This window comes from Swaminathania salitolerans, from assembly GCF_007988945.1.
Classification (GTDB): domain Bacteria; phylum Pseudomonadota; class Alphaproteobacteria; order Acetobacterales; family Acetobacteraceae; genus Swaminathania; species Swaminathania salitolerans.
Window position 1 is genome coordinate 283,263 of record NZ_BJVC01000003.1, and the last position, 25,158, is coordinate 308,420.

Below are 25,158 nucleotides of genomic sequence, written 5' to 3' on the forward strand. Positions count from 1 at the left end.
GGACCCGTCATTCAGGCCGCTTCGCCCAGGGAGCCGGCAGGATCATGAGCCGCCTCACGATTGCGCACAACGCCCTCTTCCACGGCCCGGTCGTAGAAGGCGACGAGATGGTCGATCACGTCTTCTGCCCGGTCCATGCGATTGATGGCGGCCCTGAATGCAGCCGAGCCGGGCAGGCCATGGGAATACCATGAGACATGCTTGCGGGCGAGACGCAGCCCCGGGCGCTCGCCGAAATGGTCGAGCATCATCCGGTAATGACGCAGGACGATTTCCTTCTCGGTCGCCAGATCGGGGTCCGGCATGTCGACACCCGAACGCAGCGACCGGGCAACCTGTGCGAGAAACCAGGGACGACCGTAACAGCCGCGACCGATCATCACCCCATCGGCGCCGGAGGCCTCGAGCGCCGCACGGGCATGGCGAATGGCCACGATATCGCCATTGACGATGACGGGAATACGAACGCTGTCCTTGACCTGGCGCACGAAATGCCAGTCCGCGGTGCCGTTATAGAACATCTGGCGGGTCCGACCATGGACCGTCACCATGCGGATCCCCACATCCTCGGCAATCTTCGCCAGAACGGGGGCATTGAGGGACTCATGGTCCCACCCCATGCGCATCTTGAGCGTTACCGGCACCGGAACGGCCCTGACCGTGGCCTCGAGCAGCGCCGCGGCCTTGCGCTCGTCTCTCATGAGGGCCGAGCCCGCCGACTGACCCACGGCCACTTTCTTTACGGGGCAGCCGAAATTGATGTCGATGATATCCGCGCCCTGATCGACCGCGATCCGCGCCGCCTGCGCCATCGCCTCGGGGTCGCATCCGGCAAGCTGGACGGAGTTCGGCCCGTTCTCCGCATTCCGGGCCATGCGCAGGGTGTTCTCGTTCTCGCGGACCATCGCCCAGGAGGCGATCATTTCCGAGACGACGAGACCGGCGCCGAGCTCGCGGGCGAGCTGGCGGAACGGCAGATCCGTGACGCCTGACATCGGCGCGAGGATGACAGGCGTGTCGATCACCACGCCATTGCCCAGATCGAGCGAAGGGAGTGGCAAAGCGCGACTCGCCTTGGCCGGAGCGGGGGAAACGGGACTGGTCATGATGCCCCGCAGGATACCGGGGCGAGAAGCCCGGTGCAATCGAAGATCGCGCAGCGCCCGGAAACGCAGCCCGGAAACGCGACCCGGAAGGGAGACGGAACGTGCGCCGCCCGGTCAGCCCAGCGCCACCCGGAGACGGTCGAGTGCGGCGGCGTCCTCGGGAAGGCCGAAGCGCAGAACGGTCTCGTCCCACGCGAAACGACGGACCAGAATCCCGGCTGAGGCAAGATGCGACCAGAGCCGGAATGCCGCTCCCGAAGTCTCTGCGGTCGTCTCTCCGGTCGTCTTCCCGGCCGTCTTCCCGCTCGTCTCGTCATGCGTTTCCGGGCGCATTCCCCCGGGCGCGTCGGTGCAGCGGAAAAGCGCAAAAAGCGAGGTGCCGCCGATATGGACCAGTCCCGCCGCGCGCATCACGGCGCACAGGGCCGTCATCTCGGTTTCGACGCGCCGTTTCATGGTTTCGCGCCACGCCGTGTCTGCAAGCGCCTCGCTTGCGATCAGGCAGGCCGGGGTGTTGACCGCCCACGGGCCCATCATCCTGCGCAGCACCCCGATCGCGGGATGACTGCCGAGCAGAAACCCCAGACGCAGACCGGCCAGCCCATAGGCCTTGCCGAACGACCGACAGACGATGAGGGCCGGATGGGGAAGAAGCGATGCGGCGCTCTGCGGTTCGAAATCGGCAAACGCCTCATCGACGATCAGGAGACCGTCGAGGCGGCCATGGGCATCGGCCAGCGTCCTGACGGCAGACAGGTCGAGCGCATGACCTGTCGGATTATTGGGGGAACAGAGAACGGTGATCGCCCCCTTCTCGCCGGGAGACAGGTCGTCCCCCCAGGCCAGAGCGGCAACCCGGGCGCCTGCCGCACGCCATGCTTCCGCGTGTCCGCTATAGGTCGGCTCGACGATACGGATCATGCGTGACGCCGGATTTTCTGCCAGAATACGCGCGAGCATGCCGATGAGGCATTGCGTGCCCGGCCCGGCCAGAACGCAGGACGGCTCGACACCGTAACACCGCGCGGCCTCCCCTATGAGCCGTGCCTCCTCGCGTGGATCCGGAAGTCGCCGGAACGCAGAGGAAGGAAGCGGCGAGAACGGATAGGCATGGGGATTGATCCCGGTCGACAGATCGATCCATGGCTGGGGTGCCTGCGGATAGAACCGGGCCAGATCGCTGAGCCTTCCGCCATGGACGGGCCAGGGCGTCATGCTATCGTCTCCCTCGTCCTGCTTCCTCCGACCCGCCTCACCCGTCATCGCGCCACCCGACCCGTTATCCGCGAAATCCTCCGTTGCCGTATCCCGGATCCTATCCGATAGCTGGCCCGGCACAGCGCTCCGCTCATCGCGCGCCGCGTCCTCCTTCATGTCCCGGGGCGAGGCACCCGACGAGATCCGGGGCCTGTTCCGGGGCCTGTTCCGGGGCCCGTTCCCGGCTCTGTCCTCCGGCACGCCTTCCGTTTCATCCTTCCTGCTTCTGTCCCGTCCGGTTTTATCCCTACTGGTTTTATCCTTTCTGGCCGTCATTGAAATCGATGTTCCCTCTCCTGACCCTGTGTGCCGTATGTATCGAAAGCCTGTTCGGCTATCCCGGACGGCTGTTTTCCGCAATCGGCCATCCCGTCACCTGGATGGGTCGCTGGATCGCGCTTCTCGATCGCAGACTCAACCGACAGGCCAGCGTGCCTGCCTCCCGTATGGCGGGGCTCATCGCGCTGGTCCTGATCGTCGCCCTGCCCGTCACGATGACGATGGCCGCCCGGACCGTTCTGCACGCCGCGCTGCCCGAGCCGGTCTGCCTCCTGATCGAAGCCATGGCCGCCAGCACACTGATCGCCCAGAGATCCCTTTACACCCATGTGCGGGCGGTATGGACCGCCCTGCGATCGGCTGGGCTGGAGGGCGGGCGCAGGGCCGTCTCGCAGATCGTGGGGAGAGATCCGGAAACGCTCGACGAGGCGGGCGTGATCAGGGCTGCGATCGAGAGTCTGGCCGAGAATTTCTCCGATGGCGTGGTCGCCCCGGTCTTCTGGCTCGCCGTTCTGGGGCTCCCCGGTATCGTCGCCTACAAGGCGATCAATACCGCAGACAGCATGATCGGCCATCTCACGCCACGCCATGCCGATTTCGGGCGGGCAGCGGCGCTGTGCGACGATTGCGTCAACATTCCGGCATCGCGTCTGACCGCCCTCCTGCTGATACTGGCCGCTTTCCTGTGCCGGTATTCGGCACCCGGTGCGATTCGGTCCGTGTGGCGCGACGCGCGCCGCCATCGCTCGCCCAATGCCGGTTGGCCCGAGGCAGCCATGGCAGGGGCCCTTGTTTTGCGTCTGGCGGGTCCCCGGCATTATGGTGGTGTCGTGGTTCCCGATTCCTGGATGGGGTGCGGACGATCCGAGGCGAGGCCCGAGGATCTCGCCGGAGCTCTGGTGCTCTACCGCCTCGCATGCGTGATACTGGGAGCCTGCCTTCTCGGCTTGCTGATAGGAATGCGCGCATGACTGCTCCAGTATTCGATCCGGAATTCCGCAAGAAACTCGACGAGCTCTTCCTCTGGCGGCGCGACGTGCGCCATTTCCGACGCGACCCCGTGCCGGAGCCGGTTCTCGATCACCTGCTCGACCTGACCTGCGCCACGCCTTCGGTCGGGCTCAGCCAGCCCTGGCGATTCATGCGGGTCGATGACGCAGGACGCCGCGAGGCGGTCAAGGCGGAATTCACGCGCTGCAATGCCGAAGCCCTGGCCCGTCGGGACGAAGGCGACAGCGCGGCTTATGCCAGGCTGAAGCTTGCCGGGCTCGACGATGCGCCCCACCACGTCGCCGTCTTCTGCGACCCCGATCCTGCCCAGGGGCGCGGCCTCGGACGTCTGACCATGCCCGAGACGGTGCACTGGTCCGCCGTCATGGCGATTCACAGCTTCTGGCTCGCCGCACAGGCGCAGAATGTCGGTCTTGGCTGGGTTTCGATCCTCGATCCGGACCGGATGAAGACCATTCTCGAGGCCGAACCCGAATGGCAGTTCATGGCCTATCTCTGTGTCGGTTATCCGGAGCAGGATCACGGCACACCCGAACTCGAGCGACGCGGGTGGGAACAACGCTGTGCGGAACGTCGCCACTGGATCAGACGCTAGGACCCGGCCTTCGCGGGCGGGCGGGGCTAGCCGCACGAAGCACAAGCCTCTCTGCGCTCGCTCAACCGCTCCGTGATGGAGATATGTCCGGACCTCATCTTCAACGGACGCGCGTCGTTTTTTTCAGGGAATCGCCGCGCATGATCGCCCCGAACGAGCGCGTCATGCAAACAATTCAGATGTCGGCATGAGGGGCGGATGGGTTCACGCGCAAGGCGTTGCCTGTCCGGATCGCATTCGTCGGCGGGTCCGGAAAGGGAAGCCCCTGGACGGCGCAGGCGACCCATTCGAGAAAGACCTTCACCGCAGCGGAACGTTGTCGTGAAGGATAGGTATAAGCGTAGACACTTCCCGTCTCTGCCGACCATTCCGGAAGAATGAGGCGCAGTTTCGGGCGAAAGGCCGGGTGATCGTAAATGAAGCTCGGCAGGATCGAATAGCCATAGCCCTCGAGAAGGCTGTCGAGCACCACGCTGACCGGGGAGACGGAGAGAGCAGGCTCGAGAACGAGATGACGCTGATCGGTCCCGTTGGTGAAACTCCACCCCGCCTGACCGAGATGGTTCACATATCCGATGAAGGGGAGCTCCGCCAGACGCTCGAAACCATCGACGCATCCGAACCGCTCGACATGGGCTGCGGCAACGACGAGACGCCGTTCGAAGCTGTCGATCCGCCTTACGTGAAGCGAAGGATCGTCGAGGGGGCGCGTTCTTATCGCGAGGTCGAACCAGGTCTGCTCCTGTTCCGACAGATCGTCCGAAAGCACAAACCGGACCGTACAGGCGGGATAACGCGCCGAGAAGGCATGGACCACCGGCAGGAGCACATATTTCCCATAGGCAGAATTGGCGAGGATCCTGAGTTCTCCCTGCGGGATCGATCCGTGATCCTGCGCATCGAGATAAGCCGACTCGATGGCTTCGACCCCCGCCAGACACCGGCGATAGAACGCCTCTCCCGCCCGGGAGGGTAACAGCTGTTTCGGTGTCCGGATCAGGAGATTGGTTTGTAAGAGCGCCTCCAGATCGCTGATCTGTTTGCTTATCACGCTTTTTGACACCCCGAGGGTACGGGCGGCACCCGTGATCGACCCTGCGTCAACGACCGACATAAAGTAGGTTATACTATTGAAGTTTATCTTTTTTCTCATGAAAACGACTCTTGCCTCGTTCGGGAAAAACGAACAGTTCGTTGCAGAATCTTCGCTTGCGTTCGCTCGCCCATTCGGCGAATTCTCGCCTTCGTAAAAAAATTATCAATCACGAAACACTCCAAGTTGGTTTTCGTTACACATCGTTATACAAGCATGGTGCCGTCATAGTTTTTCATGTATTCATAGAAGTCCCCGGAGAGCGGCATCCATATTTTTGGCGAAGATGGGAGATGGACATGCACGATTACAATGATACGTTTCATACATCCGAATCGAACGCTAATTGCTGGAATTCAGATTGCGAACGCTCTGTCTTCGCAAGCAACATATCGTCCGGCAGGAACGAATATTATGAGTCCAAGTTCGTATTCGAGGATCGGGCATTTCATCAGGAATGCGCGAATAACCCTCCTGGCCGGAATGAACCCGATTGTGTCGGAGACGCCATTTCTTTCCTGCGGGCCGATACCTCCCTTCTCACGCAGGAACCGGAAAAGCCCGTGTCGATCCGCGTCGTCTGGAACCAGACCGAAGACATCAGTCGTGTTTTCCTCCCGAACGGCCATCGCGCCAGCGTAAATGCTCCCATGTGCCTCTCGGTGAAAGGCGACCCATACGGCGTTCGCGAGTTCGGCGTGATGCTCGACACCTCGAATTACGTGCGCATGCTGCTCCCGGACGAGGCCCCGGAAAGCCGGATATCCTGACGGGTTCAGACGGGGAGGAAGGCGTCGATCATCCGGTCGATACCGACATGCTGCTCGAGATGATCGGCGAGACAGTCGAGCGCCAGATCGACGCGCATTGCGTGATCCGGTGTATCCTGCGAAGCGGAGATCGCGTCTCCCAACAGCGCCTGCCGGGATGAGGCGAGGCTGAAGACACCGTGAAGATAGGTTCCGGCAACCCGGCCGTCTTCCGATATCGCCCCATCGAGACGGCCGTCATCGAATTGCATGACCGGCCGCGACAAGGCGGGGCCCTGCGTGACCCCTGCATGGATTTCATATCCGCCGAGACGTTGTCGCCCGGGAAGAAGACAGGCCTCGACCGACCGGACGGTTTTTGCACCCGTCAGGCGCGTCTCCATATCCAGATAGCCGAGCCCGGGGCGGGAGGTCGCGTGGCCCTCTATTCCCTCCGGATCTGCAATACGCTGCCCCAGCATCTGGAACCCGCCGCAAATACCGAGAATACGCCCGCCCCTGCGATGATGGGCCTTCAGATCGATATCCCAGCCCTGTGCGCGCAGGAAATCCAGATCGGCGATCGTCGCCTTCGAACCCGGCAGGATCACGAGGTCGCAAGGTGGCAATGCCGTTCCCGGGGGAATGAAGGCAAAGGAAATACCCGCCTCCGTGCGCAACGGGTCCAGATCGTCGAAATTGGAGATCATGGGCATGAGGGGGACGACGATCCGGAACGCACCCTCGCCCTGCCATCCCGGCGTCAGATCCCCCGTATCCTCGGCAGGCAACGCGCCAAGATGCGGCAGGAAAGGAACGAGACCGAAAGGCGTCCAGCCTGTCCGCCCGGCTATGAAGCTCATCCCGCTCTCGAAAAGAGCCGGGTCCCCCCGCATCCGGTTGACGATGAACCCGCGTATCCGTGACGCGTCTCCGGGCGTCAGGACCGCGGAGGTCCCGACAAGGCTCGCGATAACGCCGCCCCGGTCGATATCGCCGATCAGGATGACCGGAAGATCGACCGCTTCGGCAAACCCCATATTCGCGATGTCGTTGCAACGCAGATTGACCTCGGAGGCGGAGCCCGCCCCTTCGACGAGCACGATATCGCACTCGGCGCGCAACCGCTCGTAGCTCTCTTTCACATAGGGCATGAGCAAGGGTTTGGTCGTCTGATAGGCGCGCGCACGGCTCTGCCCCCAGACCCGCCCCTGAACGACGATCTGTGCGCCCTGTTCCGAGACCGGCTTGAGAAGCACGGGGTTCATGTGGACACTCGGCGCAACGCCGCAGGCCTGCGCCTGAAGAGCCTGTGCCCGCCCGATCTCTCCGCCATCCGCCGTGACTGCGGCGTTGTTCGACATGTTCTGGGGCTTGAAGGGGCGCACCCGGTACCCCCGGCGGGTCAGCGCACGCGCAAGCCCGGCCACCAGCACGGATTTTCCGACATTCGAGCCGGTCCCCTGGAACATCAGCCCCGCAGCGCTCAAAACTCGAACCCCTGCTGCGCCCGGACGCCTGCGCGAAAATGATGTTTGACGAGGGTCATTTCCGTAACCAGATCCGCCGCCTCGACAAGCCATGACGGGGCATTACGACCCGTAATCACCACATGCTGGCGGAAAGGCCGCGCAACGAGGGGCGGCATGACCGTCTCTTCGTCCAGATAGCCATAGCGGAGGGCGATATTGAGCTCGTCGAGAATCACGAGCGCGACATCCTCCCGGGCCAGCATCGTCCGCGCCTGGTCCCACGCCCTGCGACAGGCCTCCATGTCACGGGCGCGATCCTGCGTTTCCCAGGTGAACCCCTCGCCGAGCGCCTGGAACGACACCAGCGGACCGAAGGCCTCGAGCGCCCGTCTCTCGCCCGTATCCCACGCCCCCTTGATGAACTGCACGATCGCGACCTTGCGACCGTAGCCGAGCATCCTCAGGGCCAGACCGAAAGCGGCGGTCGATTTGCCCTTTCCCGGCCCGGTATGAACGGCGAGAACGCCTTTCTCGATCGTCTTTTCCGCGACTTCGGCATCCTGCACACTCTTGCGGCGCTTCATCTTTTCCCGGTGTCTGTCTGCCTCGTCAGTCATTTCATATCCAGTGCATAGCCGGCCACGACGAAAAGAACGCGCCGTGCGTGCCGCGCGAGTTTCTGATGGAGAAGGCCCGCCTCGTCACGAAATCGTCGTGCAAGAGCGTTTTCCGGGACGATTCCCGAGCCGACTTCGTTGCCGACCAGAACGGTCAGGGCCGAGCGTCTGAAGAGGGCCTCGAGAAGACGATCCGTTGCCGAGGCGACGTCATCTTCATTCAAAATTAAATTGGTGAGCCATAAGGTCGTGCAATCTATCAGAACCGGTTCCGGACATTGCAGGGGAGAAACAAGATCGACAGGCGCCTCGACCGTATTCCATCCCGTTCCACGCTGGCTGCGATGCGCATCGATACGCAGACGCATCTCGTCGTCCCAGGCGCGGCCGGTCGCCACGTAGCGCCACGGTCCGGGTTCGGCGGTGACCAGCGATTCGGCGTGACGACTCTTGCCAGAGCGTGCCCCTCCGAGCACAAGAATGCAGTTCATGACAGGGTTCCTCTTGCAGGACAGCGGTTATCCCAACAGAAAGGCGCAATGTCACGTTTTCGCTCCATGGATGCGCTTTCGCATGCCTGCCACAACCTGCCCCAACCCGATAACGGTGCGCGCGCCGCGATTCGGGCGCGCGAGGCGATTCTTACCAAACCCCAGGGCAGTCTCGGGACCCTCGAGGATCTGGTTGCCTGGTTCGGCTCCTGGCGCCCCCTGAGCCTGGACACAGCGGCCCTGTGCGTCTTCGCGGGCAATCACGGCGTTCTGGCCCAGGGCGTCTCGTCCTGGCCGGGAAGCGTGACCGCATCGATGGTCGGCAATTTCGATCGCGGCGGTGCGGCCATCAACCAGCTTGCACGCTGTGCCGATGCCGCTCTCCACGTGATCCCCGTCAACGGGCTGAAGGCGACGAACGACATCACCCGCGCGCCTGCCTTGTCCGAAGCCCAGTTTCTGGAGGCGGTCTCTCTCGGATACGATGCCGTACCCGAAACATGCGACCTGCTCGCTCTGGGTGAAATGGGTATCGGAAACACCACGGTCGCCGCTGCTCTGTCTGCCGCCCTGTTCGGGGGTGAGGGGCGCGACTGGGCGGGTCTGGGCGCGGGTCTGGACGAGAGCGGCATCAGGCGGAAGATCAGCGCCATCGATCGTGCCCTCGCCCTGCACGGGCGCGATCACGACCCGCTCACCCTGGCGCGCCTCTACGGCGGATGGGAACTCGCCGCGCTGCTCGGGGCTGCCCTGGCCGCGAGACATCGCCGCATCCCCGTCCTGCTCGACGGGTTCGTCGTGACCGCTGCCGTCGCGCCGCTGGCCCTCTGCGCTGAGGATGGTCTCGCTCACGTCCGTATCGCCCATTACTCCAACGAGCAGGGTCACCGGAGCCTTTCCGCGAAGCTCGGCCTTTCGCCGTTGCTGGACCTCGCATTGCGGCTCGGCGAAGGCTCCGGAGCAGCGCTCGCCATTCCTCTTGTGCGGGCTGCCATCGCCTGCCACACTGGCATGGCCTCTTTCGACGATGTTGCCATCGCCGACGGAACCAACCGGATATCCGCCAGATAGATGCTGCCTATTCGCGCCGATCTCGCCGCAGGAGTCAGCCTGCTCACCCGGCTTCCGACAGGATGGTTCTACACGCATGACGCGCGCTTCAATCTGGCGCGCTCGAGCTGGTGCTGGCCCCTGATCGGCGGGGCGATCGGCGCTGCGACCGGTCTCGTTCTGGTGGGCTGCATCGCGCTCGGCATGCCGCCGATCGTTGCCGCGGGCTGGGCCATCACCTTCCAGCTTCTCCTGACCGGCGCGCTGCACGAGGATGGCTTCGCCGACAGCGTCGATGGCATGTTCGGCGGGCGCAGCGTGGAGCGACGCCTCGAGATCATGCGCGACAGCCGGGTCGGAAGCTATGGCGCCCTCGCCCTCGGGGTTGTGCTTCTCCTTCGTGCCGGCACCATGACAACGCTGGCCAGCGCCCCGGTTCACGTCATCTCGGTCCTGATGACTGCCGGAGCCTTTTCCCGGCTTGCGCTGATGTTGCCGGTCCTGTGGCTCGGGCCGGCACGCCCCGACGGGCTCGCCCATCAGCTGCGCCATCTTCCCGCGAGAAGTCTCCTGATCGCCATCTGCATGACGGGCCTCATCGCCGACTCGCTCTCCGCTCTCGGCGCATTGTCCCTTTTCCTCGTGGCCTGCCTTGCCGCGCTCGGCATTTCGCGGCTGGCCCATCGTCTTGTCGGGGGATATACCGGCGACGTTCTCGGCGCTACGGCGATTGCGGCCGAACTGACCGTCCTGACAGGCGCCAGCCTCAGCGGTTTCGGCCGACTCCCGTTCTGACCCGGTCGGGGCGATCTGCAGGGCTGCGGGTGGTGCAGGGACACGGCCTGGGCTAACCTCGGCGTTTTCAGGCAGTTCGCGAGTAAAGACGTTTCGATGAGTTCATCCACGACATTGCGCGTCGGCATAGACGGCTTCAATCTCTCCCTGAGCCGGGGGACGGGCGTTGCTTCCTATGCCCGCACGCTGAGCTTCGCACTCCGGGATCTCGGCTATGAAATCGATGTTCTCTACGGGATGAACATCCACCATCATACGCCCAGCGATCTGCGCGAGGTCATTTTCGCGGACGAGCTCGGAGAGGAAAAGGCGCCCCGTCTCCCCAAACTGCTGCGCCCGCGCTGGTTCAAGGCGACCAAGCGTCATTTCCTTGGACATGAAGTCGTCGACGTGCCGATCAGCGGGCGCGTCAATCTGCGGGATTTCGCAGGAAGAATGCCCGCATACGACCGTATACAGAACGTGCCTGCCCTGTTTCGCGCGGCGGCCGGATTCTTCCGGACCACGGGGCGCTTCCTGACCGTGACCAGCCCGAATCCGCCGGATATCATGCACTGGACCTATCCCCTGCCGATCCGGATGGCGGGAAGCAAAAACATCTATACCGTGCACGATCTCGTCCCGCTGACGATGCCGCACACGACTCTCGACAACAAGAACTATCATTACCGGCTGATCAGAAGCATCGTCGAGAACAGCGACGGGATCTGTACTGTCTCGGAATTCGCCCGGTCGGAAATCCTCTCCTTCTTTCCGGCCGCCGCCAGCAAGATCGTCAATACCTATCAGTCCTTCACGCCGGACCAGACGGCGTTCGAGCGACCGCACGCGCAGAGCCTGGAGGAGATATCCTCCCTGTTCGGCCTCGAGGGCGAGAGCTATTACCTGTTTTTCGGCTCACTCGAACCGAAGAAGAATATCGGCCGGATCATCTCGGCCTTCCTGAGCACGCATTCGCAGAAAAAGCTCGTTCTCGTAGGGGCCATGGCCTGGAAGTCGGAAAACGAACTGCGTTTCCTGCAGAAGGGACTCGATAGCGGACGTATCGTGCAGTTGCAGTATCTGCCCCTCAAGGCTCTGCAGGCCCTCATACGTCATGCCTTCGCCGTCCTGTTTCCCTCTCTCACGGAAGGATTCGGTCTGCCGGTCCTGGAGGCGCTGTCTTTCGGCACACCCGTCATCACTTCGCGTGAGGCGTCGCTTCCCGAAGTCGGCGGAGAGGCATGCCTGTATGTCGACGCCTATGACACGGACGACATTGCCCGGGGAATCGTCGAACTCGAGAACAATCCCGAACACGTCCGGATGCTTCGCAGCCGGGGCGAGGCGCAGGCCCGCAAATTCGACATGACCACCTACGAGGCCCGTCTGTCAGAGATGTATCGCGCGGTTCTCGACACGCCTCCCAGGCGGGGCTGACCCCTCTCCGCCAGCGCGAACCCCGGTCTCTCCGGGCGCCGCCTTTCCCCGCAGAGGGGAGCGGGAACGAGAGACGGGGCAAGAAGACGGCCGGTCAGTCCGAGGCCGAGAGATCGATCGCGGCGACACATCCGTCTTCCGTTCCGAAGACCATCATGCCGCCGAAGGGCGAGAAGCAGAGTGTGGAGACCCTGCCCCGCTTGCCGAGGCAGATCGGGAGAACGCGCTCCGATCCTGTCTCGGCGAGAAGGACCGATCCATCCTCGAACCCCGCCGCGATGATATCGCTCTTCGGATGGGCGCAGACCGCCGAACAGAAGACCCCGGGAAGGCGCGCCAGCTCCGTGGGCGGCTTGCCCATCGGCCCGCCGCCGAAAAACGGCCACAGGACGATCGCATCGGCACCGGAAGTCGCGAGCCAGCGGCCGTTTCTGGTGAAGGACAGGGAAGAGACGCGCCTGGGATAGCCGCTCATGCGCATGTTATGCCCGTCCGAAAGACGCCATCCATGCAGGTCGTTCTCCTGCATGGCCGTGACGATCGCCTCTCCACCGGGATGAATTGCGATGGCGGTATGACTTCCCTTCCACTCCAGCGGACGCACCGTATCGACCCGGGCCTGCACGAACCATACCGAAACGCCGTTGTAATGGGAGGCGGCAACCCGCTTGCCCTTGGTATCGAATACGATACCGGTGACGGTGGAGGGATGCTCCAGCGTCTTGAGCGTCGTCTCTCCCGAAGAATCGCGGATCTCGAGCTGCTTGCCCGCCGAGAAGGCGATATGACCCGGCGTGGATGCCACGCACTCCACCCAGCGTCGCCCCTTGTGCAGTTCCGTCACCGTCCCGTCGGGTCCGATGCGGCACAGACGGTTGTCCTCGCCTCCCGTGAGGAAACCCTCTTTCCCCGTATCGGGCGCGAGGCAGAGCACCGCCCCGTCATGCGCCTCGACACGCGTCCAGGTCTCCGGATGCTTCAGCCCGGCCACCGGAACCAGGACGATGTCGCCATCGACGGTCCCCAGTGCGAATGTCTGCCCGTCCCGCGCGCAGGAGGCGGCGGTAACGGCAGAACCGAATACCTTTTCCGCGCCGCGCGTTGCGAGAAGCTCGGTCATCTCTCCCGCAACCGCGCTCATGCCCGGCAGCTTTCGAACCCGCGACGAAGCTGCGGGCGATTGAGGTCGCGCCCGATGAACACGATCCGGGATTCCTGCCCCTCCTCTGCTCTGGCCGGGCCGATATAATCGCCATCGGCCATCATATGGACAGCCTGGAAGGCGAAGCGCTCCTTCTGTCCGGCAAAATGAAGTATGCCCTTCGCGCGCAGGATATCCGCGCCGCGCTCCTGAAGCAGCGCGCCGATCCAGGCCTGGAAACGTTGTTCGTCGAGCGGCTCGGAAACCGAGAAGGACATGCTGGTCACGCCCTCTTCATGGGTATGCTCGTTGTTCTCGAGAAAATCGGGCATGGTCTCGAGCGCGCGCGCCAGATCGAAACCACCGCGGTCGAGCACGTTTTCAAGAGCGATCTTGCCATGGCAGGCACGATGGATCTTCACGCTGGCATTGATGCCGCGCAGCCGGGCTTCGACCGCCTCGAGTGCCGCCTCGTCCAGCAGATCGGTCTTGTTCAGGACGATCACATCCGCAAAGGCGATCTGGCTGACGGCTTCGTGGCTCTCATCGAGCGTCCGGGACACGTTGAACGCATCGACCACCGTCACCACGGCGTCGAGACGCGCCTTTTCGCGCAGATTGTCATCGACGAAGAACGTCTGCGCGACCGGTGCGGGATCGGCCAGGCCGGTCGTCTCGACGATAATACCGTCGAATTTGTTTCGCCGACGCAGAAGACTGCCGAGAATACGGATGAGGTCGCCGCGCACCGTGCAGCAGATGCAGCCGTTATTGGTCTCGAAAACCTCCTCATCGGCATCGACGACCAGATCGCCATCCACCCCGAGCTCTCCGAACTCGTTGACGAGAACGGCATATTTCCGCCCATGCCCGGCGGAAAGGATATGGTTGAGCAATGTGGTCTTGCCGGCACCGAGAAAACCGGTGAGGACGGTGACGGGTATCTTAGTCTCGGACATCGGCGCTCCGGATCCTGTCAGTTCATGGACGTCGCCTGAGGATATAGGACGGCATCGGTGTGACGAACAGAGGCGGCCTCGGCAAGCCCCACGCCCAGAAGCATGAACGCCCATCCGCCAAGAGGAAGATTGAGGAAGTCGCTGGCCGATGCGAGGGGCCATTCCTGCACGAAGAATGCGGCGAACAGCCCTATGCGCCAGGCATGGCGCGGGCCCTTCACAGGCCAGAGCGCCCGCAGACAGGCGAGCACCAGGGCGATGAACAGGACGAGACCGGGCAGACCGGCATTGGTGACGGCCTGGAGGAGATGATTATGGGCGTGCTGGACACAGATGACGGTACCGCCTCCGTCGGGCGCCGTGCTCATCCATGAGAGGCCGTGCCGGTAGAGCGGGTCCGCGCAGGCATGACGAAAGGCATCGTAGCCCAGACCGGTCAGGGGGTGCGCCTGTGCCATCACCACGGCGCGCGTGAAGAGCAATCCGTAATGGGACTGCCAGAAATGGGTAAGCTGGAACCGGGCGAGAATCACGAGATGATGGAAGCTGCCGGGCGACACCATGCGCGCAAGCAGCACCAGAACGGGGAGGCCGCATAACCCGACCCATGCCGCAGGACGCAACGGCCGGTAGAACAGGGCACAGATGCCGATCCCGAGCAGGGTCAGCGCCATCGGGATGCGCTGCCCGGCAAGGATCATGAGCGCGATGACGGCAAGGGCGAGCAGACTCATGCCCACGAACGCGCCGATCCGGCCGAAGCGGCCGGAATGCCCAGTATGCCCCGGGGTGCTTTCACCGCCGGCGGTCCGGCTGGATGAAACCGGGGTGCTGCGCGCCACGAGCCAGGCACAGGCGAGCATCATCACCGGAAGGACGAGGCGCGAGAACGGCGCCGCCGCACGCGGATGGGCATAAGGTCCGGTCAGCGTCCCGTCGATGAAACGCGGATAACCGAACAGGTTGCGACCGGTCGTTGCCTGAAGGACGAACTGGAACGCGAAATAGAGACAACACGCCACAAGCACACGGACCATGCGGCGACGGGTCACCTCGTCGCGCAGGGTCCAGCTTTCGAGCGCCGCCGCCATGAGGGGAAACCGTATGGCAAGACATGCCTGTGTGAGGGCCTGACCCGAGCCGAGTCCGATGCCGGGCAGGGAACAGACGATCTGCCATCCCCACCAGAGCAGCGCCATGCGAAACCACAGACCGTGACTCCAGTGCCAGCCCAGACCGTTAGTCGAGCGCAGGAGCAGCCCCAGCGCGAGACCGTCCATGCAGATCTCGGAGAAAAGCCGCCCATGGGTCAGGAAGATCGGCAGCAGAAGGGTCAGCGCCTGACCGGTGCGGTCGAGCACGGTGGTGAGTTTCTGGCTGGATGTCATGGAAAACGGTGATGCCCGCTCGACGCGACGCGTGCAAGGCGCGGAGGACGTATCGACGCAACGCTTCGCAGTTTCATTCGTAAGACTCTCACAGCCCGGGGATCCCATGGCCCGGTGATTTCACAGCCCGGGGATTTCATGGCCCGGGGATTTCGCATCGCGGAAAACGAAGGGAGACCGGACCGGCGAATACCCCAGACATGCCCGGATCCGGACTCCGGCAGGAAAGGACATACTCATGACGACCGACACCATGACCATCAGGAATATCGATCGACCCGTCAGCCGCATCGCCCTCGGTACATGGGCGATCGGAGGCTGGATGTGGGGCGGCCCGGATGACGACAATGCCATACGGACGATCCATCGTGCTCTCGATGAAGGCATCAACTTCATCGACACGGCACCGGTCTACGGTTTCGGCCATAGCGAGGAGGTCATCGGCCGCGCCCTGGAAGGCGGAAAACGCGAAAAGGTCGTGCTTGCGACGAAACTCGGTCTGGCCTGGACCGACGACGAGAAGGTCTATCGAGACAGCAGGCCCGAGCGCGTCCGCAAGGAGGTCGAGGATTCGCTGCGCCGCCTGAAGACGGATGTGCTCGATCTCGAACAGGTTCACTGGCCGGACGGGAAGACGCCCGTCGAGGAAACGGCGCATGCCCTCGAGGAGCTGCGCAAGGAAGGCAAGATCCGTGCCATCGGGGTGAGCAATTTCTCTGTCGCCGATATGGAGGCCTTCGCATCGGTCGCGCCTCTCAGCACGATCCAGCCGCCCTACAACCTGTTCGAGCGGGTTACTGCCGAGCGCGATGTCCTGCCGTTTGCGAGGAAGCACGATGCGGTCGCACTGGCGTACGGCGCCCTTTGTCGCGGCCTGCTCGCAGGCAAGATGAACAGCGAGACCCGCTTTCCCGAAAATGATCTGCGCAGCAGCGATCCGAAATTCCAGCCCCCCGCCTTCGCCCGTTATCTCGCTGCCGTCGAGGATCTGAAAAAACTCGCTGCACGTCACAACAGGAGCATTCTCGCTCTGGCCATACGCTGGGTGCTCGACCAGGGGCCGACGATCGCCCTCTGGGGAGCCCGCAAACCGCAGCAGATCGAGGGGATCAGCGAGGCTTTCGGCTGGAGTCTCGGCGAGGACGACCGGAAGGAGATCGATGCGATCCTCAAGCGCCACGTCCCCGATCCGATCCAGCCCGATTTCATGGCACCCCCGCAGAGGGACTGAACGCAGGGGGACTGAATGCAGGGGGACTGAATGCAAAAGGTATCGCCCTCCGGAGGGGGGCGATCGTGAAGGATCCGGAACGCCGCAGGATGGACGATCAGGCGGCGGAACGGACCGCTCCGGGGCGGTTGGGACGTTCTGGAAATAGTTTGGAACGAACCCCCGGCCCGAGAGTTAACGCCGTGCAATGCATTCCCTTTCTGAAAGGAACAAGAACAATGCGCGCATTTACCCGCAGGGCCCTCGCCGCCTCGACATTCGCCGCAGCGACTCTCGCTGTCCTTCCCGCAGCCCATGCCAAGACGAAAACCCCCGACGCGCTTGGCAAGGCGGTCGGTGAAGTCACGCTCACGGCCAAGTCGGCCGATGTGGGCATCGGCTATACCTGGGGCGAAGGCACCCTGACCTACGATCACAAGACCTATCGCTTCAAGGTGACGGGCGGCAATATTGCGGCGGTCGGCTTCTCCAAGATCGAAGCGACGGGCAAGGTCTATAACCTGAAGAACCTGCACGATTTCGACGGCGGTTACGGTGCCCTGAACGGGGATGCCACGCTCGATCGCGGTATCGGCGGAGCCATTCTCAGCAACAGCAACGGCGTGAAGATCAAGATCACGACCGCGACACGCGGCGCCCATCTCGCTGCGGGCGGACAGGGCCTGTCCTTCCAGCTCGAGAACTGACCGGCCCGAGGCTGGCGGTCCGGAGGCTGGCGGCCCTCATGCTGTCAGCCGGGAGGCTGGCAGATCAGGGGGCGGCTACGGGTCGACCAACGGATGAAGCGGCCCCCGGGCCGCTTTTTTCGTATCGATCGCTGCAACAGCGCCGGATCCGATACTGCCGGATCCGGCACTTCCTGATCCGGTACCGTCGAACCCGATCCGGAAGACAGACCGGCGATGCGCGCCTGCGGCTCGCCATCGTCGTGAAACCATGCGAATCCGCATCGAAACCGTTGCGAGACGCTCGCAACCCCGGCATGCTCGCCTGTATGCCGGGCCTTGTCTGCCGCCCATGCCGCATCCTGCGCGTTACCTGTCTTCCGCTTCTCTCAGACCTGCCGAGGATTCCCCCATGCGCTTCGCTCTTCCCGTGATGACGACGCTTCTTCTTCTCTCAGGCGCGGTGACCGGCCTGTCCGTGGCGCAAGCCGCGGACTCCGTGCACGGAACGCTGATCGGACCGGAAGGCAAGCCTCATGGAACGGTGACCGTAACCGAGGCCCCTCGCGGCGTCATCGTGCGCGTCGTGGCAGAGGGGCTGCCTCCCGGCTGGCACGGAATGCATTTTCACGAAACGGGTGCGTGCACCCCACCCGGCTTTACCAGCGCCAAGGGGCATGTTCATCATGTCACCCCCGTCATTCACGGATTCATGACACCCCATGCGACGGATGACGGCGACCTGCCGAATCTCCATGTGGACAGGAATGGCGCTGCGACGGTCGAGCTCTATTCGACCCTCGTCTCCCTGCACGGGACCGATGGGCGTCCTGCGCTGGAGGATGCGGATGGCTCGGCTCTGGTGATCCATGCGCGCCCCGACGATTATACCACCCAGCCCATCGGCGGTTCGGCCGGACGTATCGCCTGCGCGGTGCTCAAGGGACAATAAGCTCGCAGCGCTGTACGAAAAACGCAAAGCCTCCGGGGAGAGCCTCTGCAGATGTGGCAGCCGCGGGCGATGACGCCTGTTGCCCAAGAGAGCGGTGCGCGCGTCAGAGACCGAGCGCGCTCAGGGAAGGATGATCGTCCGGTCGTCTGCCCTGAGGCCAGAAAAAGAGCCTGTCCGACCCGGCAATGGCCATATCGTTGATCGATGCCATACGCCGGCACATCAGGCCCTGGCTGTCGAACTCCCAGTTCTCGTTACCGAGGGAACGGAACCATTGCCCGGCATCGTCATGCCATTCATAGGCAAAACGGACGGCTATCCGATTGTCGCCGAACAGGAACATCTCCTTGATCAGACGATATTCGTGCTCCCTTGCCCATTTACGCGCGAGAAACGCCACGATCCGGTCCCGCCCCTGAAAATGCTCGTCCCGGTTCCGCCACAGACTATCGACACTATAGGCAAGAGATACGGCATGCGGGTCGCGCGTGTTCCACGCATCTTCCGCGCTGCGGGTCTTGAGCCGGGCGGTTTCGCGGGTGAACGGGGGGAGAGGCGGCCTCGTCATTTTCCGGTTGCTCCTGTCTCTGAATCGACTGCCGGTCGTGCCTCAACCGTGGGCGCCGTCGGAGTCGCCGTCGGAATCGCCGTCGGGGCGGGGCGGGCAGCAAAGGCCCCCTCACGGATCACGCGCCGGATCGCACCGGTCAGGACCCCGAGATCCTCGCGCGTGATGGTCAGGGCCGGGGTCAGGTAGAGAATGGTCCGGAAAGGCCGCACCCATACGCCGCAGGCCACCAGAGCCGCCTTGAGGCGGGCCATATCCTCGATACGATCGAGTTCGACGACGCCGATCGCTCCCAGCACGCGCACGTCGCGTACGCCCGGCATGGCGCGGCAGGGTTCGAGCCCCTCTGCCAGCCAGCCCGACAGGGCGGCGACCTGTTCCAGTCTCGGCTCGGTCTCGAACAGGTCCAGCGATGCGCAGGCCGCCGCGCAGGCCAGCGGATTTGCCATGAAAGTGGGTCCGTGCATCAGCGCATGACGCGGAGATTCGGACAAGAACGCCTCATAGACGTGACGCCGGGCAACGGTCGCAGCGAGCGCCATGGTGCCGCCGGTGAGTGCCTTGGACAGGGTGACGATATCGGGCACGATTCCGGCCTGCTCGCAGGCGAACATCGTTCCGGTGCGTCCGAACCCGGTAAAGATCTCATCGAGGATCAGCAGAACGCCGTGTTTGTCGGCAAGATCCCTGACACGCGCGACGACCTCCGGCATATGGAAGATCATTCCACCGGCCCCCTGAACCAGAGGCTCCATCACGATTGCCGCGATCTCGTTGCGCCGGGCCGAGAGAACCGCATCGAGCGCGGCGGTGCGCGCCTCGTCCGTCGGCAGATCTGCGATCACCTGCTCGGGAAAGACACCGGCGAAGAGATGATGCATCCCCTCCTCGGGATCGCAGACCGACATGGTCGCAAGCGTGTCCCCGTGATAGCCGCCCCTGAAGGCGAGAAGCCGCGTACGCCCGCTCACACCGCGATTGAGCCAGTACTGGATGGCCATCTTGATGCCCACCTCGACGGCGACGGAACCGCTATCGGTGAAGAAGCAGTGATCGAGATCGCCCGGCAGCAGGGCCGCGAGCCGGGAGGAAAGTTCCAGCACCGGAGCATGGACGAGGCCACCCAGCATGACGTGCGGCATCCGGTCGAGCTGCCCGGCCACGCGCTGGCGTATGTGAGGATGATTGTAGCCGTGACAGGCCGTCCACCAGGATGCACAGCCATCGACGAGCGCGCGTCCGTCCTCGAGCAAAATGCGCGTCCCCCGGGTCGAGGCGGCCACCAGAGGAGGCGATGCCGTCTGCATCTGGGTATAGGGGAGCCATACCGTCGATGGCTCCCGACCGGAGCGGTCCCGCATGGCCCGACCGGAACGGTCCCGCATGGAAAGATCCTGCGCAGGTGAGAAACCCTGTGCAGGCGGATCGTCCTGCATCCCGCTCATGCCCGACCGAACGTCACGACGAGGCCCTCACCGGTATTCTTCGCACCGCGCCCCTGTGCGACCGCTTCCTGAAACGAGAAGGCCATGACCGGGCCGAACCTATTGTCCGCTATCGGGTTCGCGATCGGCATCGTAGAGAACCTCGAGCACGGCGCACCAGGGATAACGCGTATCGTAGAACTGCCCCTCGGGCGTGGCGAGCGCGCCCGAGGCATCGGTCGGCACATGGGTGAGCGAAACGGAATCGTCCACATTGCCGCCGATGATGCTCAGCTCATGGCCGAAAGGCGCTGCATTCTGGTTCGTGGCCACGACGATCCCGCAATGGGAGGGAAACCCGTAAGAGGTCGGCAGCATCGCGAATGTCACGCTGCGGCTTCTGCCGCGCCCGACGCAGAGCAGATCGCCGATACGGGGATGATAGCTTTTCGGATCGCGCGCCCGCAGGCCGGAAGACTGACCCGACGCAGCGGCATTGATATAGGTGGAATGGTTGGGCGAGTACGGAAAACGGCTGTTCGCACCAGCCACACGCATCACATAGGAAATGAAGGCGGCCGACCATGCGTAATGCCCGTCATTCTCCGGGCGGAACAGCCTGCCTTCCGCGTTGTATTTCCCGCTCCAGGCGATTTCGGTTTCGTAGGGGTCCTGACCGATCCACCAGTATTCTCCCACCCGTTGCCACAGCCCGGGGAAACGTTCCGGCTTGAGGGCTGGCGTGCTCGCTTCCGGCCTGTCCTCCGGGTCGTCGTCGCTGACCGGGCTGCCGAACATGCGCCATTCCCGCATGGCGATGGCCACGACATCCTGACGGTTGAAGGGCACGAAATTGCGTGTCGCAAAATCGGGAACATGACTGTCATAACCGTAGGGGCCGGTCGCGCCGTTGGCATATTGCGCCACTGGCGTACGGGCGGGAGCCTGCCCGGATACCGGAGCCGGCGTGCAACCGGCGAGCATCGCCGCTGCCCCGAAGGCCGCAAGCGGCGCGGCGGTCATGCGCCCGATTCGGCTCACAGGGTTCGATATTGGTGAGTACGGTTCGGCGCCCATGACGTGGTCTTTCTCCCTTGCGCGTCGTAACGGGCGCCGAACAGCGCCGGTTTTATGGTAACGAGATAGGAACGAGAGCGGGCCTCCGGTCAAGAGGCTGAAATGTTCCTGCCCGCACGGTCAGGCCCGCACGACCCGGGCCGGACTTCGTGAAACGCCTGAAAGGGGGCGGTCAGTCCGCCAGATCGGGAAAAAGCGCCGAGAGCGATCCGGCATTGGCCGCACAGCACCCGCGCTCGGTAATCAGCCCCGAAACGAGGCGTGCGGGCGTAACGTCGAAAGCCGGATTCGCCGCCTGGGTCGCGTGGGGCGTCACCCTCAGACGCGTCGCCTGTCCCTGATCGTCGAGACCGTGCACATGGGTGACCTCGTCACCCGCCCGCTCCTCGATCGGGATTTCCTGCACCCCGTCGGTCACGCGCCAGTCGATGGTCGAGGAGGGAAGCGCCACCCAGAAGGGAACATCGTTATCCTGCGCGGCGAGTGCCTTGAGATAGGTGCCGATCTTGTTGGCGACATCGCCCTGGCGCGTCACCCGGTCGGTTCCCACGATCACGAGATCGACATCGCCATGCTGCATGAGATGCCCGCCCGCATTATCGGCGACAAGCGTATGCGGCACGCCATGCGCGCCCAGCTCCCACGCGGTCAGCAGGGCGCCCTGGTTGCGCGGGCGCGTCTCGTCCACCCAGACATGCACGGGCAATCCGGAATCGTGCGCCATATAGATCGGCGCGAGCGCCGTGCCCCAATCCACCGTGGCAATCCATCCGGCATTGCAATGGGTCAGGATATTCAGACGCTCCTGCCCGGGACGCCGCTTCTCCCAGAGTTCGCGCAACAGGGCGAGACCGTGGCGGCCGATCGATTCATTGACCTGCACGTCCTCATCGCAGATCGCATCCGCCTCGCGATAGGCGGCCTCGACCCGCATCTCCGGCGCGAGCGGGCGCAGATGCGCGACCATGCGCTCGATGGCCCAGCGCAGATTGATTGCGGTCGGGCGCGTCTCCACCAGCATGGCGGCGGACTCCGTCAGTCCCGGATCGCTGGCATCCTTCCGGAGCGCGAAGGCCAGACCATAGGCGGCTACGGCGCCGATCAGCGGCGCGCCGCGCACCTGCATGGTACGAATGGCGTGCGCTACCTGCGCCTCGTCCCTCAGGCCCAGGATATCGAGGGTCCAGGGCAGCTTCGTCTGGTCGAATATATGGACCAGATTCGGGTCCTGAGCGTCGCGCCAGACGCTGCGATAGGGCGTACCATTGATTTTCACGTGAGGATCCGTCTTCCGAGCGTCAAGAAACTGGCTATCATGTGGCAAATCCGCATCCCGGACTCAAGACCGGACAACGGCGCGCACCGGTCGATGGCACATGATGGCCAGAGCACATGGTGACCAGAGACGCACGAGAGACATACGATGGATAAAGACGCGTGATGGGCAGAGGCGCGTGCGGCTCCCTTTTCCCTCCGGGCCGATCCGGTTTATGCTCGCGACCAGCAGAAGGACCCGAGAATGAGCGAACCGCAATGGCTGACCTGGGCGCGGGATGTGCAGGCTATCGCCCAGAATGGCCTCACCTTCTGCCACAACCCCTATGACCGCGAGCGTTACGAGCAGCTTCGTGCCCTTTCCGCGCGGATGATGGGCGCGCTGGGAGAGACCGAACCCGCCACGGTCGAGGCCCTGTTTGCGGGGGAGATGGGCTATGCGACCCCCAAGATCGACGTTCGCGGCGCCGTCTTCAACGCGCAGGGGCAGATCCTCATGGTCCGCGAGACCATCGATCAGGGACGCTGGACCCTGCCCGGCGGCTGGGCCGACGTGAATCTCACCACGGCAGAGAACACGCTGAAGGAGATTTTCGAGGAAAGCGGATATCGCGCGGAGATCGTCAAGCTGGCGGCATTATGGGACCGGACCCGTCAGGGTCATCCGCCCGATGTATTCAGCTGCGCCAAGGTTTTCTATCTCTGCACCCTGACCGGCGGCGTCGCGCATGAGCAAACGACGGAAACATCGGGAACGGGCTGGTTCGACCGGGACAGCCTGCCGGTCGATCTGTCGCTCACGCGCCTTCTTCCCTCACAGCTTCGCCGGATGTTCGACCATTACGACAGACCCGGCCTTCCGACCGATTACGACTGACTCCCATGAAGGTCATGACCATCCTTCCCCGTCGCGAGGGCTATGCGCCCGACCGGGCGGGGGCGATCGCCCTGCTCGTCTCGCGGCTTGCCGAGCCGGAAGACATCGTGCTGGGCACGCAAATCGAGGGAAACCCGCTGCCGGGGGGGCGATTCGTCGCCGTGAGCGAGCCGGGCGGACTTCATCGCTGGCGCCGGGAGGGCACGCGCTATCGTATCGCATGCCAGCGCGAGATCCGGCGTCACCGGCCCGATCTCATCGAGGTTCATAACAGGCCCGCTCTGGCAAAAGCTCTCGCGCGCTGTGGCGTTCCCGTACATCTGATCCTGCATAACGATCCGCAGGACATGTACGGTGCGCGGCGTCCACGCCAGCGTCTGGCGCTGATGCAGCATCTGAAGGTGTTCACCGTTTCTTTCTGGCTGAGACGCCGGTTCCTCGAGGATCTCGATGACGGCCCGGTCACGGTCATGCCGAACTGTCTCGATCTTTCCTCCCTGCCCCCGCGCCCCGGGGAGAAAGCGAAGCTCGTTCTCTTTGCCGGACGCATGGTGGCCGACAAGGGCGCGGATGCCTTCGTCAGGGCCTGGGCGGCCGTCAGCCAGAAGGCGCCCGGCTGGCATGCCGCGATGATCGGTGCCGACCGGTTCCGTTTCGACTCGCCGCGTACCACCTTTCTCGACCGGGTGGAAACCGCGGCCAATGCGGCAGGAATCACGCTGTGCGGCTACCAGATGCACGAGCAGGTGCTCGAAGCCATGGCGCGCGCCTCCATCGTCGTCGTTCCGAGCCGGTGGCCGGAGCCTTTCGGTCTGACTGCCCTCGAGGCCATGGCGAGCGGCGCTGCGGTTATCGCCTCCCCACGCGGCGGATTGCCCGAGGTCGTCGGGGAGGCTGCCCTTCTCGCCCTGCCGGACGCGCCGGGCGCACTCGAGAAGGCGCTCCTGTCCCTCATAGAGGATGCGGCGCTTCGCGCGGAATGCGTCGAACGGGGTTTCAGACAGGCCCGGAAATTCGAGCTCGGCCAGGCGAAAGCCGCCTTGCGCATGGCACGGGAGAAATCGGCGAAAACAGGAAATATCCGCAGATAGGGGAACCCGCCGCACTCTCGACACATTATGTATCTCTAAGTGTGATCATCAGTATTCGATCGAGAGAAGATATGTCCAAGATCCGTTTTGTGCCCGCCTTTGCCCTCGCGACACTGCTCGCAGCGCCGATCGCCCATGCGCAGACTTCCGGTTGCAACAAGAATACTTCCGGGACCGATATGATCGGTCGTCTTGCAAATAGCGAAAACTGCGTCAACGACCGCATGAAGGCCTGGCAGGAAAAAAACAAGGCTTCGCAGGAGGCCCGCCAGAAGAAGATCGACGACCTGCGCGACAAATATGCGAATGCCCCGGCGCGCGAGCGTCAGAAAATCCAGGACAAGATCGACAACCAGAAGAACAAGCTTGCGGAGATGAGGAAGAACCAGACCGACAAGCTCGACCAGTGGCGGAACAAGCAGCAGGACCAGAAGAACCGCCTGAAGTCCCTCTCGGACAAGACGCGTCAGGACTTCACCAATTTCCGTAACGGCCAGTGAGAATCGCAGCCGGTCAGGACATGACCGGCGCGTAACCACCCGGAGGATACGGCCCGGATGTGACCGCCGGCGGGAC

The 25,158-nt window shown here is 63.6% G+C and carries 25 protein-coding genes; 12 read left to right on the forward strand and 13 right to left on the reverse strand.

Annotation, left to right across the window (positions count from 1 at the left end):
* Positions 1-11: 11 nt before the first annotated feature.
* Entirely contained in the window at positions 12-1,106 is a 1,095-nt protein-coding gene (dusB, locus tag SSA02_RS08465; protein ID WP_147093622.1) for a tRNA dihydrouridine synthase DusB, read from the reverse strand.
* Positions 1,107-1,220: 114 nt separating this feature from the next.
* Positions 1,221-2,321 (reverse strand): aminotransferase class I/II-fold pyridoxal phosphate-dependent enzyme, encoded by a 1,101-nt coding sequence (locus SSA02_RS08470; protein ID WP_186807734.1) that lies wholly within the window; start codon positions 2,319-2,321, stop codon positions 1,221-1,223.
* 326 nt (positions 2,322-2,647) lie between these two features.
* Here SSA02_RS08470 and cbiB point away from each other — a divergent pair, with 326 nt between their 5' ends.
* Both cbiB and bluB read left to right on the forward strand, forming a co-directional pair.
* The gene (cbiB, locus tag SSA02_RS08475; protein WP_147093624.1) at positions 2,648-3,613 is read left to right on the forward strand and encodes an adenosylcobinamide-phosphate synthase CbiB; all 966 of its coding nucleotides are present in this window, start codon (positions 2,648-2,650) and stop codon (positions 3,611-3,613) included.
* Positions 3,610-4,248 carry a 5,6-dimethylbenzimidazole synthase gene (gene bluB, locus SSA02_RS08480; protein WP_147093625.1) on the forward strand — a complete coding sequence of 213 codons (639 nt, stop codon included), beginning with the start codon at positions 3,610-3,612 and terminating at the stop codon, positions 4,246-4,248. Before cbiB ends, bluB begins: the two co-directional genes overlap by 4 nt.
* A gap of 175 nt (positions 4,249-4,423) precedes the next feature.
* Here the strand turns inward: bluB and SSA02_RS08485 are convergent, their stop codons facing one another.
* Positions 4,424-5,401 carry a LysR family transcriptional regulator gene (locus tag SSA02_RS08485; protein ID WP_147093626.1) on the reverse strand — a complete coding sequence of 326 codons (978 nt, stop codon included), beginning with the start codon at positions 5,399-5,401 and terminating at the stop codon, positions 4,424-4,426.
* Positions 5,402-5,634: 233 nt separating this feature from the next.
* Between SSA02_RS08485 and SSA02_RS08490 the strand changes: the two genes are divergently transcribed.
* A complete protein-coding gene (locus tag SSA02_RS08490) occupies positions 5,635-6,111 on the forward strand; it encodes a hypothetical protein (protein WP_147093627.1) in 477 nt (158 codons plus the stop codon).
* A gap of 5 nt (positions 6,112-6,116) precedes the next feature.
* Here the strand turns inward: SSA02_RS08490 and SSA02_RS08495 are convergent, their stop codons facing one another.
* Genes SSA02_RS08495 through cobU form a run of 3 tightly spaced genes read right to left on the reverse strand, consistent with a single transcriptional unit; the run spans position 6,117 to position 8,670 of the window.
* Positions 6,117-7,562: a cobyric acid synthase gene (locus SSA02_RS08495; protein ID WP_147093628.1), complete on the reverse strand. Its 1,446-nt coding sequence runs from the start codon at positions 7,560-7,562 to the stop codon at positions 6,117-6,119.
* Positions 7,563-7,576: 14 nt separating this feature from the next.
* Positions 7,577-8,179, reverse strand: coding sequence for a cob(I)yrinic acid a,c-diamide adenosyltransferase (cobO, locus tag SSA02_RS08500; protein WP_147093629.1), 603 nt, complete (start codon positions 8,177-8,179; stop codon positions 7,577-7,579).
* Positions 8,176-8,670 (reverse strand): bifunctional adenosylcobinamide kinase/adenosylcobinamide-phosphate guanylyltransferase, encoded by a 495-nt coding sequence (gene cobU / locus SSA02_RS08505; protein ID WP_147093630.1) that lies wholly within the window; start codon positions 8,668-8,670, stop codon positions 8,176-8,178. Before cobU ends, cobO begins: the two co-directional genes overlap by 4 nt.
* Positions 8,671-8,718: 48 nt before the next feature.
* On the opposite strand from cobU, the gene SSA02_RS08510 reads away from it, so the two are divergent.
* From SSA02_RS08510 to SSA02_RS08520, 3 genes are all read left to right on the forward strand, one after another.
* Positions 8,719-9,741, forward strand: a complete 1,023-nt coding sequence (locus tag SSA02_RS08510) for a nicotinate-nucleotide--dimethylbenzimidazole phosphoribosyltransferase (protein WP_246103747.1) — start codon at positions 8,719-8,721, stop codon at positions 9,739-9,741.
* The gene (locus SSA02_RS08515; protein WP_147093631.1) at positions 9,742-10,515 is read left to right on the forward strand and encodes an adenosylcobinamide-GDP ribazoletransferase; all 774 of its coding nucleotides are present in this window, start codon (positions 9,742-9,744) and stop codon (positions 10,513-10,515) included.
* Positions 10,516-10,611: 96 nt separating this feature from the next.
* Positions 10,612-11,934 carry a glycosyltransferase family 4 protein gene (locus tag SSA02_RS08520; RefSeq protein ID WP_147093632.1) on the forward strand — a complete coding sequence of 441 codons (1,323 nt, stop codon included), beginning with the start codon at positions 10,612-10,614 and terminating at the stop codon, positions 11,932-11,934.
* 94 nt (positions 11,935-12,028) lie between these two features.
* Here SSA02_RS08520 and SSA02_RS08525 read toward each other — a convergent pair whose 3' ends face one another.
* From SSA02_RS08525 to SSA02_RS08535, 3 genes are read right to left on the reverse strand one after another with little or no spacing between them, the layout of a single operon-like run.
* A complete protein-coding gene (locus SSA02_RS08525; RefSeq protein ID WP_371859202.1) occupies positions 12,029-13,075 on the reverse strand; it encodes a WD40 repeat domain-containing protein in 1,047 nt (348 codons plus the stop codon).
* Positions 13,072-14,034, reverse strand: a complete 963-nt coding sequence (locus tag SSA02_RS08530) for a CobW family GTP-binding protein (protein WP_147093633.1) — start codon at positions 14,032-14,034, stop codon at positions 13,072-13,074. The genes SSA02_RS08525 and SSA02_RS08530 overlap by 4 nt, the downstream gene beginning before the upstream one ends.
* Positions 14,035-14,051: 17 nt before the next feature.
* Positions 14,052-15,422, reverse strand: coding sequence for an O-antigen ligase family protein (locus SSA02_RS08535; RefSeq protein ID WP_147093634.1), 1,371 nt, complete (start codon positions 15,420-15,422; stop codon positions 14,052-14,054).
* A gap of 238 nt (positions 15,423-15,660) precedes the next feature.
* Between SSA02_RS08535 and SSA02_RS08540 the strand changes: the two genes are divergently transcribed.
* The 3 genes from SSA02_RS08540 (at position 15,661) to sodC (ending at position 18,270) form a co-directional block, all read left to right on the forward strand.
* Positions 15,661-16,653, forward strand: coding sequence for an aldo/keto reductase (locus tag SSA02_RS08540; protein ID WP_147093635.1), 993 nt, complete (start codon positions 15,661-15,663; stop codon positions 16,651-16,653).
* A 218-nt stretch (positions 16,654-16,871) separates the two neighbouring features.
* Entirely contained in the window at positions 16,872-17,339 is a 468-nt protein-coding gene (locus SSA02_RS08545) for a hypothetical protein (RefSeq protein ID WP_147093636.1), read from the forward strand.
* Positions 17,340-17,730: 391 nt separating this feature from the next.
* Entirely contained in the window at positions 17,731-18,270 is a 540-nt protein-coding gene (gene sodC, locus SSA02_RS08550) for a superoxide dismutase[Cu-Zn] (protein WP_147093637.1), read from the forward strand.
* A gap of 103 nt (positions 18,271-18,373) precedes the next feature.
* Here the strand turns inward: sodC and SSA02_RS08555 are convergent, their stop codons facing one another.
* The 4 genes from SSA02_RS08555 to mtnA form a co-directional block, all read right to left on the reverse strand.
* On the reverse strand, positions 18,374-18,838 hold the full coding sequence (locus SSA02_RS08555) for a nuclear transport factor 2 family protein (RefSeq protein WP_147093638.1): 465 nt from the start codon (positions 18,836-18,838) through the stop codon (positions 18,374-18,376).
* Positions 18,835-20,223, reverse strand: a complete 1,389-nt coding sequence (locus tag SSA02_RS08560; RefSeq protein ID WP_246103749.1) for an adenosylmethionine--8-amino-7-oxononanoate transaminase — start codon at positions 20,221-20,223, stop codon at positions 18,835-18,837. Before SSA02_RS08560 ends, SSA02_RS08555 begins: the two co-directional genes overlap by 4 nt.
* A 159-nt stretch (positions 20,224-20,382) precedes the next feature.
* Positions 20,383-21,246 carry a DUF2272 domain-containing protein gene (locus tag SSA02_RS08565; protein ID WP_246103772.1) on the reverse strand — a complete coding sequence of 288 codons (864 nt, stop codon included), beginning with the start codon at positions 21,244-21,246 and terminating at the stop codon, positions 20,383-20,385.
* A gap of 265 nt (positions 21,247-21,511) precedes the next feature.
* Entirely contained in the window at positions 21,512-22,615 is a 1,104-nt protein-coding gene (gene mtnA, locus SSA02_RS08570) for an S-methyl-5-thioribose-1-phosphate isomerase (RefSeq protein ID WP_147093640.1), read from the reverse strand.
* A 243-nt stretch (positions 22,616-22,858) separates the two neighbouring features.
* Here mtnA and SSA02_RS08575 point away from each other — a divergent pair, with 243 nt between their 5' ends.
* The 3 genes from SSA02_RS08575 (at position 22,859) to SSA02_RS08585 (ending at position 25,082) form a co-directional block, all read left to right on the forward strand.
* Positions 22,859-23,491, forward strand: a complete 633-nt coding sequence (locus tag SSA02_RS08575) for an NUDIX hydrolase (protein ID WP_147093641.1) — start codon at positions 22,859-22,861, stop codon at positions 23,489-23,491.
* A gap of 14 nt (positions 23,492-23,505) precedes the next feature.
* Positions 23,506-24,582 (forward strand): glycosyltransferase family 4 protein, encoded by a 1,077-nt coding sequence (locus tag SSA02_RS08580; RefSeq protein WP_246103751.1) that lies wholly within the window; start codon positions 23,506-23,508, stop codon positions 24,580-24,582.
* Between the two features lie 71 nt (positions 24,583-24,653).
* Positions 24,654-25,082: a hypothetical protein gene (locus SSA02_RS08585; RefSeq protein ID WP_147093643.1), complete on the forward strand. Its 429-nt coding sequence runs from the start codon at positions 24,654-24,656 to the stop codon at positions 25,080-25,082.
* Positions 25,083-25,158: the final 76 nt, after the last annotated feature.

What these genes read in the sequence shown, in the direction of transcription:
- dusB (WP_147093622.1), bottom strand. Translation starts at nt 1,106, where the DNA reads ATGACCAGTCCCGTTTCCCCCGCTCCGGCCAAGGCGAGTCGCGCTTTG.
- SSA02_RS08470 (WP_186807734.1), bottom strand. Translation starts at nt 2,321, where the DNA reads ATGACGCCCTGGCCCGTCCATGGCGGAAGGCTCAGCGATCTGGCCCGG.
- cbiB (WP_147093624.1), top strand. Translation starts at nt 2,648, where the DNA reads ATGTTCCCTCTCCTGACCCTGTGTGCCGTATGTATCGAAAGCCTGTTC.
- bluB (WP_147093625.1), top strand. Translation starts at nt 3,610, where the DNA reads ATGACTGCTCCAGTATTCGATCCGGAATTCCGCAAGAAACTCGACGAG.
- SSA02_RS08485 (WP_147093626.1), bottom strand. Translation starts at nt 5,401, where the DNA reads ATGAGAAAAAAGATAAACTTCAATAGTATAACCTACTTTATGTCGGTC.
- SSA02_RS08490 (WP_147093627.1), top strand. Translation starts at nt 5,635, where the DNA reads ATGGACATGCACGATTACAATGATACGTTTCATACATCCGAATCGAAC.
- SSA02_RS08495 (WP_147093628.1), bottom strand. Translation starts at nt 7,562, where the DNA reads ATGTTCCAGGGGACCGGCTCGAATGTCGGAAAATCCGTGCTGGTGGCC.
- cobO (WP_147093629.1), bottom strand. Translation starts at nt 8,179, where the DNA reads ATGACTGACGAGGCAGACAGACACCGGGAAAAGATGAAGCGCCGCAAG.
- cobU (WP_147093630.1), bottom strand. Translation starts at nt 8,670, where the DNA reads ATGAACTGCATTCTTGTGCTCGGAGGGGCACGCTCTGGCAAGAGTCGT.
- SSA02_RS08510 (WP_246103747.1), top strand. Translation starts at nt 8,719, where the DNA reads ATGTCACGTTTTCGCTCCATGGATGCGCTTTCGCATGCCTGCCACAAC.
- SSA02_RS08515 (WP_147093631.1), top strand. Translation starts at nt 9,742, where the DNA reads ATGCTGCCTATTCGCGCCGATCTCGCCGCAGGAGTCAGCCTGCTCACC.
- SSA02_RS08520 (WP_147093632.1), top strand. Translation starts at nt 10,612, where the DNA reads ATGAGTTCATCCACGACATTGCGCGTCGGCATAGACGGCTTCAATCTC.
- SSA02_RS08525 (WP_371859202.1), bottom strand. Translation starts at nt 13,075, where the DNA reads ATGAGCGCGGTTGCGGGAGAGATGACCGAGCTTCTCGCAACGCGCGGC.
- SSA02_RS08530 (WP_147093633.1), bottom strand. Translation starts at nt 14,034, where the DNA reads ATGTCCGAGACTAAGATACCCGTCACCGTCCTCACCGGTTTTCTCGGT.
- SSA02_RS08535 (WP_147093634.1), bottom strand. Translation starts at nt 15,422, where the DNA reads ATGACATCCAGCCAGAAACTCACCACCGTGCTCGACCGCACCGGTCAG.
- SSA02_RS08540 (WP_147093635.1), top strand. Translation starts at nt 15,661, where the DNA reads ATGACGACCGACACCATGACCATCAGGAATATCGATCGACCCGTCAGC.
- SSA02_RS08545 (WP_147093636.1), top strand. Translation starts at nt 16,872, where the DNA reads ATGCGCGCATTTACCCGCAGGGCCCTCGCCGCCTCGACATTCGCCGCA.
- sodC (WP_147093637.1), top strand. Translation starts at nt 17,731, where the DNA reads ATGCGCTTCGCTCTTCCCGTGATGACGACGCTTCTTCTTCTCTCAGGC.
- SSA02_RS08555 (WP_147093638.1), bottom strand. Translation starts at nt 18,838, where the DNA reads ATGACGAGGCCGCCTCTCCCCCCGTTCACCCGCGAAACCGCCCGGCTC.
- SSA02_RS08560 (WP_246103749.1), bottom strand. Translation starts at nt 20,223, where the DNA reads ATGCGGGACCGTTCCGGTCGGGCCATGCGGGACCGCTCCGGTCGGGAG.
- SSA02_RS08565 (WP_246103772.1), bottom strand. Translation starts at nt 21,246, where the DNA reads ATGCTCGCCGGTTGCACGCCGGCTCCGGTATCCGGGCAGGCTCCCGCC.
- SSA02_RS08575 (WP_147093641.1), top strand. Translation starts at nt 22,859, where the DNA reads ATGAGCGAACCGCAATGGCTGACCTGGGCGCGGGATGTGCAGGCTATC.
- SSA02_RS08580 (WP_246103751.1), top strand. Translation starts at nt 23,506, where the DNA reads ATGACCATCCTTCCCCGTCGCGAGGGCTATGCGCCCGACCGGGCGGGG.
- SSA02_RS08585 (WP_147093643.1), top strand. Translation starts at nt 24,654, where the DNA reads ATGTCCAAGATCCGTTTTGTGCCCGCCTTTGCCCTCGCGACACTGCTC.